This is a genomic window from Faecalicatena faecalis (assembly GCF_012524165.2).
Lineage (GTDB): Bacteria > Bacillota > Clostridia > Lachnospirales > Lachnospiraceae > Faecalicatena_A > Faecalicatena_A faecalis.
The window spans coordinates 212,886-226,559 of record NZ_JABACJ020000006.1; the positions used below are offsets into that span (position 1 = coordinate 212,886).

Below are 13,674 nucleotides of genomic sequence, written 5' to 3' on the forward strand. Positions count from 1 at the left end.
AAACGGTGTGACAACGTATTCTCGGAGGGAAATTGAAGAGTGAGAGGTATTTCTTTTGAGTAAAAAAGAGGAAAGATTAAATCGATTAATTGAAATATTAAAAAAGCAGAACGGTGCTACGATCCGTGATCTGGCGCAGGTGCTGGATGTATCTGAGATGACCGTACGCAGGGATATGGACACACTCAAGGCGAAGAACGTGATCCTGGATATACCTGGTGCAGCCGTTTTGAATACCCAATATGCACATGATAAGGAAGAAGATGCGTATCAGCTCTCCATGGCGACTCGTTCCCATGCAAAGGAAAAGGAACAGATCGGAAAGTTTGCCGCATCCCTGATACAGCCGGATGACTGCGTGATCATTGATAATGGATCTACAGTAGAATATCTTGCGGATAATATTCCGAAAGATACCAAGATGACAGTGTTTACCTGTAATCTGAATATTCTCAATAAGATATGTAATAACCCTAATATCTCCATTATCTTTGGGGGGGGGTATTACCATCCCGATACCACCCTGTTCGAATCGGCTGAGAATATTACGCTGATCAAGAACATCAGGGCGACAAAGGTCTTTGCTTCTGCGGCAGGTGTCCATGATACTATGGGAGTGACCTGCATGAATAATTATGAGCTGGAGATCAAGCAGACGATTATTCAGTCAGGTGCGGAGAAGATACTGCTTGCGGACTCGAGCAAATTTGGAGTCATCAAGCCTTGTTTTCTGACGAATCTGGATGTTTTCGACAGAATTATTACAGATACGGGGCTATCAGAGGAATGGGTCCAGATGATCGAGGATAAGGGAATCAGGCTGGATATGGTATAAATATATGCGGATGACAGGCACTTCCTTCGGGGAGTGCCTGTTTGATTCGCGTTAACAGGCCAATCTGATGAGGGGATTTTTTTGTTTGTGTATTTTTTCATGGGAAGCGTCAATAAAGTTGCATTTTTATGCCAGAATATAGTATACTATCATAAATCGAGGTGAGCGTATGAAAGTACTATTGGATACATCGAAGGAATACGGAATTGTCCTGGACGGCGGCGGTGCCAGGGGAGCCTATCAGATTGGTGCATGGAAGGCGCTAAAGGAAGCCGGAATTAAGATCAATGCAGTTGCGGGGACTTCTGTGGGTGCGTTGAATGGAGCTCTGATCTGCATGGATGATGTGGAGAATGCAGAGAAGATCTGGAGCGAGATGACATTTTCTAAGGTCATGGATGTAGATGATGACTGGATGGAGCGGCTGTTCAGTCATGAGAACAAGTTTACAGAAGTGATTTCTGGAATTTGGAAGAAGCTGGCGGACGGCGGTGTGGATGTGACCCCTCTGCGTCAGATGATTCATGAAGTGATCGATGAGGAGAGAATCCGTTCTTCTGGAAAAGAGTTCTGTCTGCTGACATTTTCTTTGACAGACTTTAAAGAACTGGATTTGAGTCTGGATGATATACCCGAAGGGATGCTGGAAGATTTTCTGCTTGCAAGCGCCTATCTTCTGGGATTTAAGAATGAAAAGCTGCATGGTAAGCGTTACATCGACGGCGGTGTGGTGAACAACGTACCGCTTAGATCGCTGGTCAGAAGAGGGTATTCTGATATCATAGAGATTCGTATTTATGGACCTGGGCGTGAACCGAGAGTGAAGATGCCGGATGACAGTGAGAAGTACCATATCGGTCCAAGGGTAGGGCTGGGAAGTATCATCGAGTTTGACAGTAAGAGGAGCCAGCAGAATTTAAAAATAGGCTACTATGATGCAAAAAGGATGCTGTACGGTCTGGATGGATACATTTATTATCTGGAGCAGACACATGATGAGGAATGGTTCGAGGAGCGGTTAAAAGACATCAGTGATATTGAGAAAAAAGAGATGGCATTTGTCTTAAAGGTACCGCTTAAATTTACAGCGAAGGAGCTCTATATGGCAATGTTAGAGGCCAGTGCAAAGCAGCTTCGGGTTCCAAAATACCAGATCTATACAGTAGATGAATTATTTGAACTGACGGCGAAGCGCTATGAAGAGCTGGCGGGCAAGATACATCTGCCGAGGTTTACACATGTACTAATGAACATAGGAGGGGAAAGCAGCATGAACTTAAAAGGAAGGAATTTTTTGACACTGAAGGACTTTACACCAGAGGAGATTACTTATCTGATCGACCTTGCGGCTGATCTGAAAGAGAAGAAGAAAAATGGTGTTTTGGTAGATCATTACAGAGGGAAGAATGTGGCTTTGATTTTTGAGAAGACAAGCACCAGAACACGTTGCTCCTTCGAGGTTGCCGCTCACGACATGGGAATGGGAACGACTTATCTTGATCCAAGCGGTTCACAGATCGGAAAGAAAGAGAGCATCAAGGATACTGCGAGAGTGCTTGGAAGAATGTATGATGGAATCGAGTACCGCGGATTTGGTCAGGAGATCGTGGAAGAGCTGGCAAAATATGCAGGAGTTCCGGTATGGAACGGCCTGACCAATGAATATCATCCGACACAGATGCTTGCAGACCTTCTGACGATTCGTGAACATTTCGGCAGACTAAAGGGAATCAAGCTGGTATACATGGGAGATGCGAGATACAATATGGGGAATTCTCTTATGATTGCCTGTGCGAAGATGGGAATGCATTTTGTAGCCTGTACGACAGCAAAATATTTCCCGAATCAGGAGCTGGTAGCCCAGTGCCAGGAATATGCGGCACAGTCTGGGGCAACGATTACCTTGACAGAAGATACAGCGGCAGGAACAAAAGATGCCGATGTCATTTATACTGATGTATGGGTTTCTATGGGTGAGCCGGATGAAGTATGGGAAGAGCGAATCAGGGAACTGACCCCGTATAAAGTAACAAAAGAAGTCATGGACAACGCAGGAGAGAATGCGATTTTCCTGCACTGCCTGCCTGCATTCCATGACTTAGAGACAAAGATCGGTAAAGAGATGGCTGAGCGTTTTGGAATCAAGGATATGGAAGTGACAGATGAAGTATTCGAATCCGAACAATCTAAAGTATTCGATGAGGCCGAGAACCGTATGCATACGATCAAGGCAGTTATGGCTGCAACATTAGGAGAATTTTAAAAATATTCTGAAACGGAGGAAAAAGGGGAAAGCTTTTTGCAAGTGGGACAGACCCCTTTGCCCTCCGTTCGAATTTGGGGTGAAGTTTTGAAGGCAGAAATTTTGAAAATGCTGCGTGAAAGTGAAGATTATGTTTCCGGTCAGCAAATTAGCGAGAAGTTCGGTGTATCCCGCACGGCAGTATGGAAGGCGATCAATCAGTTGAAAGAGGAAGGATATCAGGTGGAAGCAGTGCGCAACCGGGGGTATCAGATCGTAAGCAGCCCTGATGTCATCACGGCAGAAGAGCTCAAAAGTCAGATGGATACACAGTGGGCAGCACAGCAGGTCTGTTATTATGAGGAGACGGACTCCACCAATATCCGTGCAAAACAGTTGGGGGAAGAAGGTATGCCCCATGGAACACTTGCGGTCGCGGACATACAGAGTGCAGGACGCGGCAGGCGGGGCAGAGGCTGGGAGACACCAAAGGGATGCAGCATCTGCATGTCTATTCTACTGCGCCCAGAGATACCGCCTGTCAAAGCGCCCATGTTGACCCTTGTCATGGCACAGAGCGTGGCGGAAGGGATAAAAGAATCTACCGGAGTTGACGTTCAGATTAAATGGCCCAATGATATCGTATTAAATGGAAAGAAGCTAGTCGGTATCCTGACCGAGATGAGTACGGAAATCGATTATATCAATCATGTAGTGATCGGCGTAGGAATCAATGTAAATATGGAACAATTTCCAAAAGAATTGAGTGAGAAGGCCACTTCGTTGCGGGTTGAATTGGGACATCCTATGAAAAGGAGTCCAATCATTGCAGCCGTAATGAAAAAGTTTGAGAAAAACTATGGTTTGTTCATAGAGGCTGGAGATCTGGAGCCTATCCAGGATGCATATAACAGCCTGCTGGTCAATCAAGGCAGAGAGGTACGTATCCTCGGAGCTAAAGAAGAGTATAATGCATTTTCGCTCGGTATCAATAAAGAAGGCGAACTCCTGGTACGTAAGGAAGATGGGAGCATGGAAGCAATCTTTGCAGGTGAGGTTTCTGTCAGAGGCATATATGGATACGTTTAATCAGAAAATGGAGAGCAAAAGGGTCAGACCCCTTTGCAGCAGAAAGGATCGAAGGGTATGGAAGAAGAGGTTGTACTTTGCGCCGCCAGTTCTTATGAGCGGAAGTTCTATCTGAACCCGGAATTTGAGTCCCTCCCGGAGGGAATCAAGCAGGAGCTTCAGATTATGTGTGTATTGTACACAGAGGATGTGGGCGGTGTTCTGATGGTGGTATACGATGAAGACGGCAATCTTGAGCTTAAGGTGGACCACCAGGAGGATGATTTTACATTTGACGAGATTGGAAGTGCTTTGAAGATAAAAGAGCTCCAGAGGACAAAGGAGGAGCTGTTCGAATCTTTAGAGCTGTTTTTTAAGGTTTTCTATTTAGGGGAGGATATCAATGTTATTGACGATTGATGTTGGAAATACAAATATTACTCTGGGCGTGTTCCAGAATGAGAAATTATTCGGAACCTTCCGTATGACGACAAAGCTTCCGAGGACATCGGATGAATACGGACTGACTATCTGTGGCATATTAGAGCATCGGGATGTAGTTCCACAGGATATTGATGCGGTCATCATTGCATCTGTCGTGCCAGATATTATGCATTCTCTGGTCAATGGAATCATTAAGTATCTCAGGGTGAAGCCTTTGGTCGTGTCTGCCGGGATTAAGACCGGAATCCGTGTTGTGACCGAAAATCCGAAGGAAATCGGACCGGACCGGATCGTAGATGCGGTTGCTGGATATGAGCTTTACGGCGGGCCGGTGATCGTGGTCGACTTTGGAACGGCTACTACCTATGATCTGATTGGGCCGAATGGAACGTTTGAGGCGGGAATTACAGCACCGGGCATCGAGACGGCAGGACGTTCTTTATGGGGGGGAGCAGCCATGCTTCCAGCAATTGAGATCAAGAAGCCGCAGTCCATCCTGGCGAAGGAGACAATCTCCAGTATGCAGGCGGGCCTGGTCTATGGAGCAATCGGACAGACGGAGTATATTATAGGAAAGATGAAGGAAGAGTCCGGCTATGATGATGCAATCGTTGTTGCAACTGGCGGTCTTGGGAAAATCATTGCGCAGGAGACGGACAGTATCGATAAGTACAGGCCGGATCTGACGCTGGATGGTCTTCGCCTGATTTATCATAAAAATAGGAAATAGTGAGATAATAGACATGAAACAGTTGAAAATAGGCAGCGTACAACTTGAGAACTCTTATATATTAGGACCTATGGCAGGAGTAACGGACCTGCCATTTCGCTTGCTGTGCAAGGAACAGGGAGCTGGTCTTGTATGTATGGAAATGGTGAGCGCAAAAGGAATCCTGTACAATAATAAGAATACAGAAAATCTTCTGACGATTCATCCAGAGGAAACACCAGCATCCCTGCAGCTTTTTGGTTCGGACCCGAAGATTGTGAGTGAGATGGCAAAACGGATCGAGGAGCGTCCCTTCGCAATCCTGGACATCAACATGGGCTGTCCGGTTCCGAAGGTAGTCCGAAACGGAGAGGGCTCTGCGCTCATGAAAAATCCGAAGCTGGTATACGAACTGGTTTCCGCTGTGGTAAAAGCAATCGAAAAGCCCGTCACGGTAAAAATCAGAAAAGGATTTGACGATGAACATGTCAATGCGGTAGAGATCGCAAAGATCATTGAGGAGGCGGGAGCTGCCGCGGTGGCGGTCCACGGCCGGACAAGGGAACAGTATTATTCCGGCAGCGCGGACTGGGACATCATCAGACAGGTGAAGGAAGCCGTGTCTATCCCTGTCATTGGCAATGGAGATGTAACCTCCGGTGAAAGGGCGATTGCCATGCGCGAGCAGACCGGCTGCGACGGGATCATGATTGCACGTGGTGCACAGGGAAATCCGTGGATTTTCTCGGAGCTGTTGGAATATGAGAGGACCGGGACACTTCCTCCCCGCCCATCTGTAGAAGAGATTAAGAAAACGATGCTTCGACATGCACGTCTTCAGCTCGAATATAAAGGAGATTATCTGGGAATTCGGGAGATGCGCAAGCATGTGGCATGGTACACGAAAGGGCTTCATGGATCCGCAAAGCTTAGGGAAGCAATTAATCAGGTCACGACCTATGAAGAACTGGAAAATATCTTGACATCATTATAGGGATTGGTTATAATATTGAAATTGTGAAATATAATTTTAAACAGGACAAGAGTCAGGAAAAAGAAGCGCTGATTTTAAGAAATAAAACCTATTTACGCAAAAAAAGAAAGGGAGCATTTAGCAATGGCAGAATCAAAGAAAAGATTACTTACTTATGCAGGTCTGAAGGCACTTGAGGACGAACTTGAGAACTTAAAAGTAGTCAAACGAAAAGAAGTTGCAGGAAAAATCAAAGAAGCAAGAGAACAGGGAGACTTATCTGAGAACGCAGAGTATGATGCAGCAAAGGATGAGCAGCGTGATATCGAGGCTCGTATCGAAGAGCTGGAAGGCATCCTTAAGAATGCAGAAGTAGTCGTGGAAGATGAAGTTGATTTCGATAAGATTAATGTAGGGTGTAAAGTAAAGGTATTTGACGTGACATTCGATGAGGAAATGGAATTTAAGATTGTCGGTTCCACCGAGGCGAACAGCTTAGAAGGCAAGATTTCCAATGAATCACCGGTAGGTCAGGCATTGATGGGCAGAAAAGTAGGAGAGACAGTAGACGTAGAGACACAGGCAGGAAACATTCAGTACAAAGTACTTGAGATCAGCCGTTCAATGTAATAATAAAACCAATGAAATGCAGACCCCTTATGAACAAGGGGTCTGAATTCGCTTATGAAGGAGGAGAAAAACAGTGTCCGAGCAGAAGAATCAGAATAACGCACAGCAGAAGAATACGCAGGAACCGGATCTGAATCAGTTAAGAAAGGTGCGCCGTGAGAAGCTGGCAGATTTACAGAACAACGGAAAGGATCCGTTCGTAATTACAAAATATGACCAGACGCATCATAGCCAGGAGATCAAAGATAATTTCGATGAATTAGAGGGAAAGACTGTATCCATCGCAGGACGTATGATGTCCAAGCGCGTCATGGGAAAGGCATCTTTCTGTAACGTGCAGGATTTAAAGGGCAATATCCAGTCTTATGTAGCAAGAGATAGTGTTGGGGAAGATGCATATAAAGAATTCAAGAAGATGGATGTTGGCGATGTTGTTGGAATCGTTGGAGAAGTGTTCAGAACAAAGACAGGAGAGATTTCTATCCATGCTGCTTCTGTGACACTGCTTTCTAAGAGTCTCCAGATTCTGCCGGAGAAATTCCATGGACTGACGAATACAGATATCCGTTACCGTCAGAGATATGTAGACCTGATCATGAATCCGGATGTTAAGGATACTTTTGTAAAGCGTTCTAAGATTCTGAGTGCGATCAGACGTTACCTGGATTCTGAGGGATTCATGGAAGTAGAGACTCCGATGCTCGTAAGCAATGCGGGCGGTGCTGCTGCAAGACCGTTCGAGACACATTTCAATGCGCTGGATGAAGACTTCAAGCTGCGTATTTCTTTGGAATTGTACTTAAAGAGACTGATTGTCGGTGGAATGGAACGCGTTTATGAGATTGGACGTGTCTTCCGTAACGAGGGACTGGACACAAGACATAATCCAGAATTTACACTTATGGAATTATATCAGGCATATACAGACTATCACGGCATGATGAATCTGACAGAGAACCTGTACCGTACAGTAGCACAGGAAGTTCTGGGAACCACAAAGATTGTTTACAATGGTGTGGAAATGGATCTTGGCAAACCATTCGAGCGAATCACAATGGTAGACGCTGTTAAGAAATATGCAGGAATTGACTTTAACGAGATTAAGACAACCGAGGAAGCCAAGGCGCTTGCAAAAGAAAAGGGAATCGAGTTCGAAGACAGACATAAAAAGGGCGATATTCTGAGCCTGTTCTTTGAAGAGTATGTAGAGGAACACTTGATTCAGCCAACATTTGTTATGGACCATCCAATCGAGATTTCACCACTTACGAAGAAAAAACCAGAAAATCCAGAGTATACAGAGAGATTTGAGTTCTTCATGAATGGCTGGGAGATGGCAAATGCATATTCCGAGCTGAATGATCCGATCGATCAGAGAGAGAGATTTAGAGTGCAGGAAGAACTGCTGGCACAGGGTGATGAGGAAGCGAACACAACCGACGAAGATTTCCTGAATGCTTTGGAGATCGGTATGCCTCCTACAGGTGGAATCGGATTCGGAATCGACAGAATGTGTATGCTGCTCACTGACTCTGCAGCAATCAGAGACGTGCTGTTATTCCCCACAATGAAGCCCCTCGACAAGTAAAATTCGAAAAAAACCAGTGTTTATGCGGGTTTCGGGAGTTTCCAAACCGAATAAATTTACCTCTTTACACCAAATTTACACCAATCGGTGCTAAAAACGGTGCAGAGACTAAAAAATCGCATAATTTTGAGTTTCACACAGCTCCTGAGAAGCTACATCTTCTCAGGAGCTTCTTTCATTTCTCATAGTTTTCGGACTACATCGCAAACTACACCAATTCTGTTTTTCTCAATATAATGAGGATAATCACAGAGGAAGGGGTGGTTATACTATGAGCAACAGTTTAGCAAGCGTTCACCCGGAGCTAATTCCTGAATGGTCAGAGAGGAATTTACCGCTGACGCCGGATAAGATAACCTTCGGTTCAAATAAAAGAGTGTGGTGGAAAGGTGCTTGCGGACACGAGTGGGAAACGAGCGTTAAAGCTCGTTCAAAGGGCGAGAAATGCCCGATATGCTCAGGAGCGAGAGTAATAGAGGGTATCAATGATTTAGTCACATTGAAGCCCCTGTTGGCTCAGGAGTGGTCTGAAAAGAACAAATTAAAGCCAACCGAGGTATCTGTCGCTTCTCATAAGAAGATTATTTGGAAATGTAAACACGGACACGAATGGGAAGCAAGCGTTAAAAGCAGAACGGTAAACGGCACAGGCTGTCCATACTGCTCACATAATAAAGTCCTTGCAGGGTTCAATGACCTTGCTTCACAGTATCCCAATATTGCTGCTGAATGGTCTGACAGAAATCTTCCGTTGCTGCCTACAATGGTAACAGCCTTTGCAAACAGTAAGGCTTGGTGGAAATGCAAAGATTGCGGAAACGAGTGGCACACTCTTATTTCAACCCGTTCCGGTGGGAGCAGATGTCCGTATTGTAGCGGATATACATTGCTCAAAGGATTTAATGACTTGGCGACTACGCACCCTGAACTTGCGGCTGAGTGGTCAGAAAGAAATTATCCCCTAATGCCTGATGAGGTAAACGCAAAATCAAGACGCAATGTTTGGTGGAAATGTAATACCTGCGACAATGAGTGGAAGTCCGTTATAAATGCCCGTGTAAAAGGAACAGTATGCCCGGTTTGTGCGGACAGGGCGGTTCTTGCAGGGTACAATGATTTAGCCACAACGGACAGGAAACTGCTTGCTGAATGGGATTATGAAAAAAACTCTCTGCTCCCGACACAAGTATCAAGAAAGTCGATGAAAAGTGTGTGGTGGAAATGTTCACTCGGACATTCTTGGAAAGCAAAAATCAGCGACAGAACAATTCTTAGAGAAAAATGCACCGTATGCAAAAGCGAATATCGCTCCGTCTTCCCCGGCTTGGCTGTTGCCTATTACGCAAATCAAAAAGGACTAAAGGTTCAGCTCGGTTCGGATAAACTATTAGGAATACCACTTGAAACCTACATTCCGTCAGAAAAGCTGGCGATAGAATTTACGAACGGCTCAGAACATATGGAGGTTCTCAAAAGCCACCTTTGCAAGCAGCGAAATATAAAACTCGTAAAACTCCCTTTTAAGACAACCGAAACGGAAACGGAGTATGCCGACAGAGTAAAAGCAGTTTTCAAAAGCGTACATATCTTTATTTATTCTGATGTCGAAGTAGATGTTTCGGTAATCAAAAGAAGATTCGATGAATGGAGGAAACGACTATGAGAGAAGAAAAGTTCCATATCTATCTAAATGATGACGAATATAGCAGATTGATACAATCACTTATTCGTTTGAAGAACAGCCTGACAGCACAAGGCAGATGCACCGATGCAGTAGATGATATTCTTTATAAGGTGCTTTCAGCCAAGAGAAGAAAGTTCAAAATCAAATATATCTGAACACGAAAAGAGACCGCCTACACGATGTAAGCGGTCTTTGCTAATTTAGAGTAAGTTCGACAAATTGGAATTTGAAAACTATAAAATTATGAATGATTATTGCTCTCCATAGGTTATCAATAAAATTCTCCAAAAGCCTTGAAAATAAAGGATTTATCGCAATATGTTCGCCTTATTCCTTTATATGATTTCACACAAGTTTACTCTTTCCCTGACTGCTTATAAGGGCAAAATCAAGGGCAAGAAAATCTCATAACAAGATATAACAGAGTGTGGCAATCGGAGAACTGTGATGTATGTGCGAATATATTATACTGGAGGATTAATTATATGGACAAGTACATTTTTGATAAAAAGAATGGTTTATGGTATGAGTTGCAGGGAGATTATTATATCCCTTGCCTTACTTTACCAACCGAAAAAGAACACAAACCTATCGGCTTATGGGGGCAGCGGCACAAACGCTACTTACAGGAACATAAACGGGCGGTTTACACCACGCTACTCACAAGCGGAAAATTGAACCGTTATCTTGCTGATATTGACGAACAGGCAGCGGAAATGATGTTTCGATTGGTCGAGCAAATGGCTGGCAAGGAGGGGGTAACCGAACAACTCAAAGCAGAAAACTCGATGTTGTGGGTTGGAAGAATGAACGAGATACAAGCAAGGGCAAGAGAAATCGTCAATATAGAAATTATTTACGCATAAAACAAAGGCGGCAGAGATTTCTTTCTGTCGCCTTTATTGTATGACGGGCATGCCGTTCGTCTGTGGTGAAAGTCCACAAGGGGCGTAGTTGCCGACGAACCCGATAGCGACTCCCAAGGTTTGTATCGCGAGGTGCAGGCGAGAAGAAGGGATAGCGAAATCGTAGCCTGACGAACAGAAACCTAATACCAAGGCTTGCATAGCGGATGAGCGGGCAGTGAGCCGTAGAGTCCAAAAGGCAACCGTAACCTATGCAGGTAGATTAGGCAGGTAGACGAGGAAAGGCTAACGGCTTATCCCGTGAGGTCTCACAGAGGGAAACCTAGTAACAACGAACTGTGAGAAGTCAGCAGAAGCCATAGTAGTGTGGAAGCTTCTGTAATGGAAGTGGAGCGAAGGGCTGAACAATTCAAGAGTCAAATGGACTCGCAAAAGTAAACACTCATGTCCGACGAGGAAGATAGTAGCGAAGACGTAACGGAGTGAAACTTCCATAGAAGGTAGGACTGAGAGGGTGCGAAGCATAACGAAGAAAGGAGACGAATCTATGTCACAACTGTTAGAGGAGATTCTCAGCAGAGATAATATGAGACTTGCATACAAGAAGGTTAAAGCCAATAAAGGTGCAAGTGGAATCGACGGAATCACCATAGAGGAAATCGACGACTATCTCAAAGAGAACTGGGTAAATATCCGAGACAAAATCCGAAAGAGAAAGTACAAGCCAAAGCCGGTAAGACGAGTAGAAATACCAAAACCGGATGGAGGGGTGCGAAATCTTGGAGTACCGACGGTAGTAGACAGAATCATCGAGCAGGCAATTGTGCAAAGACTGACACCGATAGTTGAGCCACATTTTAGTGAGTACAGCTATGGGTTCAGACCAAATCGCAGAGCTCAGCAGGCAATCTTGAGACTACTTGAATACTTCAACGACGGATACACTTATGTAGTGGATATCGACCTTGAAAAATTCTTCGACAATGTACCACAAGACAAACTTATGACACTGGTAGGGAAACTCATACAAGACCCTGATACTGAATCACTCATTAGGAAATACCTTAATGCAGGAGTAATGGTAAGGGGCAGATACGAGGAAACCAACAAAGGAACCCCGCAAGGTGGCAATCTTTCACCGCTGTTAAGCAACATAATGCTTAATGAACTGGATAAGGAACTGGAAGCCAGAGGACTTCACTTTGTAAGATATGCAGATGACTGTGTGATAGCAGTAGGAAGCAGTGCAGCAGCTAACAGAGTAATGCACACAATAACAAAGTGGATAGAGAAGAAGCTTGGGTTAAAAGTGAACGCAACCAAAACAAAGGTAACGACACCAAGCAAGCTGAAATATCTGGGCTTTGGATTCTGGAAAGACGCAGAGGGATGGAAGGCAAGACCACACAAGGATTCAATAAAAAGGTTTGAAAGAAAGCTGAAACAGCTGACAAAAAGAAGTTGGTCAGTGAGTATGGACTACAGAATTGAGAAACTCAATCAAGCCATACGCGGATGGATAAACTATTTCAGAATGGGAAGTATGAAGACCGTTCTAACAAGAATAGATGAACACCTGCGTACAAGGATGAGAATTGTCATATGGAAACAGTGGAAGAAAAGTCCGAAACGCTACTGGGGACTGAGGAGACTGGGGGCACCCGAATGGATGGCGAGGCAGTCTGTTGGCTTTGGAGACCACTATCAGGCAGTAGCGAAGACAACAGGACTACACCTCATTAGCAAAGAAATCCTCGCAAAGCGAGGACTTCTCAGTTGCTTAGATTATTATTTGAATTGAACCGCCGAGTGCCGAACGGCATGCCCGGTGGTGTGAGAGGGGCTACGTGTTAGCCCCTACTCGATTGTAAAATTGTATTGAGTGATGTCGTATTACAAAGTTGATATTCTTTGTTTAAGCGAATAAAATATATATAATCTGCAATAAGGGGTATTATACTTGAATATAATTCGAGAGTGTCCTGTTCTTAAAAATTCAAAAAATATTGCACAGAAGGCTGAAAGCAAACAAAAACAGATTAGAAGAACTGAAAATGAATAAATTTTGAAATTTGTAAAAATCCCCCTGCGTAACATATTGCTTATGACGCTGCGTAATGAAATAAGATAGTGATGAAAGGAGGTGGAGGCTATGTCAAAATATACAACTGGAGAAATTGCAAAGCTCTGCGGTGTATCTGTCAGAACGGTACAGTATTATGATACCCGTAACATTCTAACACCCAGCGAGTTAACAGAGGGCGGAAGGAGACTTTATTCAGAAGAGGATTTAAAACGGATGAAGATTATCTGCTTTCTTCGTGATGCTGGCATTTCAATAAACAGCATAGGAGAGTTGTTGTCTGAACATGACCCTGGTAGTGTTATTTCCGTTTTGCTTGAACAACAAGAAAATATTCTGAAAGAAGAAATACATGAAAGACAAGTAAAACTTGATATGCTCGATGGTATTAAACAAGAACTAAAAACCATAGAAAATTTCTCCATTGAATCTATTGGTGATTGGTGCTAGAATATAAATAGTACAAAATAAACATGACCATTTTCGATAAATACTATATGATAGTCATAAGACAAGGAGGAGAATGGATATGTCAAAAGGTACTAAATATTC

General features: G+C 44.1%; 12 protein-coding genes and 1 pseudogene. All 13 read left to right on the top strand.

Annotated features, from left to right (window positions below; translation table 11 throughout):
- Positions 1–55: 55 nt before the first annotated feature.
- The 13 genes and pseudogenes from HGO97_RS09040 (at position 56) to HGO97_RS09100 (ending at position 13,572) form a co-directional block, all read left to right on the top strand.
- On the top strand, positions 56–835 hold the full coding sequence (locus HGO97_RS09040; protein WP_216240971.1) for a DeoR/GlpR family DNA-binding transcription regulator: 780 nt from the start codon (positions 56–58) through the stop codon (positions 833–835).
- Between the two features lie 169 nt (positions 836–1,004).
- Positions 1,005–3,098 (top strand): ornithine carbamoyltransferase, encoded by a 2,094-nt coding sequence (argF, locus tag HGO97_RS24385; RefSeq protein WP_216240972.1) that lies wholly within the window; start codon positions 1,005–1,007, stop codon positions 3,096–3,098.
- A gap of 87 nt (positions 3,099–3,185) precedes the next feature.
- Positions 3,186–4,166 (top strand): biotin--[acetyl-CoA-carboxylase] ligase, encoded by a 981-nt coding sequence (locus HGO97_RS09050; protein WP_216240973.1) that lies wholly within the window; start codon positions 3,186–3,188, stop codon positions 4,164–4,166.
- A 57-nt stretch (positions 4,167–4,223) separates the two neighbouring features.
- Complete coding sequence (locus HGO97_RS09055; RefSeq protein WP_216240994.1) at positions 4,224–4,565, top strand: DUF6145 family protein; 342 nt, start codon at positions 4,224–4,226, stop codon at positions 4,563–4,565.
- The gene (locus HGO97_RS09060) at positions 4,549–5,319 is read left to right on the top strand and encodes a type III pantothenate kinase (RefSeq protein ID WP_216240974.1); all 771 of its coding nucleotides are present in this window, start codon (positions 4,549–4,551) and stop codon (positions 5,317–5,319) included. Before HGO97_RS09055 ends, HGO97_RS09060 begins: the two co-directional genes overlap by 17 nt.
- Before the next feature lie 13 nt (positions 5,320–5,332).
- Positions 5,333–6,292 carry a tRNA dihydrouridine synthase DusB gene (gene dusB, locus HGO97_RS09065; protein WP_216240975.1) on the top strand — a complete coding sequence of 320 codons (960 nt, stop codon included), beginning with the start codon at positions 5,333–5,335 and terminating at the stop codon, positions 6,290–6,292.
- A gap of 123 nt (positions 6,293–6,415) precedes the next feature.
- Positions 6,416–6,901, top strand: a complete 486-nt coding sequence (gene greA, locus HGO97_RS09070; RefSeq protein ID WP_216240976.1) for a transcription elongation factor GreA — start codon at positions 6,416–6,418, stop codon at positions 6,899–6,901.
- Positions 6,902–6,974: 73 nt separating this feature from the next.
- Positions 6,975–8,474 (top strand): annotated as a pseudogene (gene lysS / locus HGO97_RS09075) (lysine--tRNA ligase); the annotation flags it as partial.
- 286 nt (positions 8,475–8,760) lie between these two features.
- A complete protein-coding gene (locus HGO97_RS09080; RefSeq protein WP_216240978.1) occupies positions 8,761–10,152 on the top strand; it encodes a zinc-ribbon domain-containing protein in 1,392 nt (463 codons plus the stop codon).
- Positions 10,149–10,328 carry a hypothetical protein gene (locus tag HGO97_RS09085; protein ID WP_050619561.1) on the top strand — a complete coding sequence of 60 codons (180 nt, stop codon included), beginning with the start codon at positions 10,149–10,151 and terminating at the stop codon, positions 10,326–10,328. Before HGO97_RS09080 ends, HGO97_RS09085 begins: the two co-directional genes overlap by 4 nt.
- 330 nt (positions 10,329–10,658) lie before the next feature.
- On the top strand, positions 10,659–11,039 hold the full coding sequence (locus tag HGO97_RS09090) for a TnpV protein (RefSeq protein ID WP_005816155.1): 381 nt from the start codon (positions 10,659–10,661) through the stop codon (positions 11,037–11,039).
- A gap of 547 nt (positions 11,040–11,586) precedes the next feature.
- The gene (gene ltrA / locus HGO97_RS09095) at positions 11,587–12,840 is read left to right on the top strand and encodes a group II intron reverse transcriptase/maturase (RefSeq protein ID WP_168866438.1); all 1,254 of its coding nucleotides are present in this window, start codon (positions 11,587–11,589) and stop codon (positions 12,838–12,840) included.
- A gap of 351 nt (positions 12,841–13,191) precedes the next feature.
- Entirely contained in the window at positions 13,192–13,572 is a 381-nt protein-coding gene (locus HGO97_RS09100; protein WP_207711964.1) for a MerR family transcriptional regulator, read from the top strand.
- Positions 13,573–13,674: the final 102 nt, after the last annotated feature.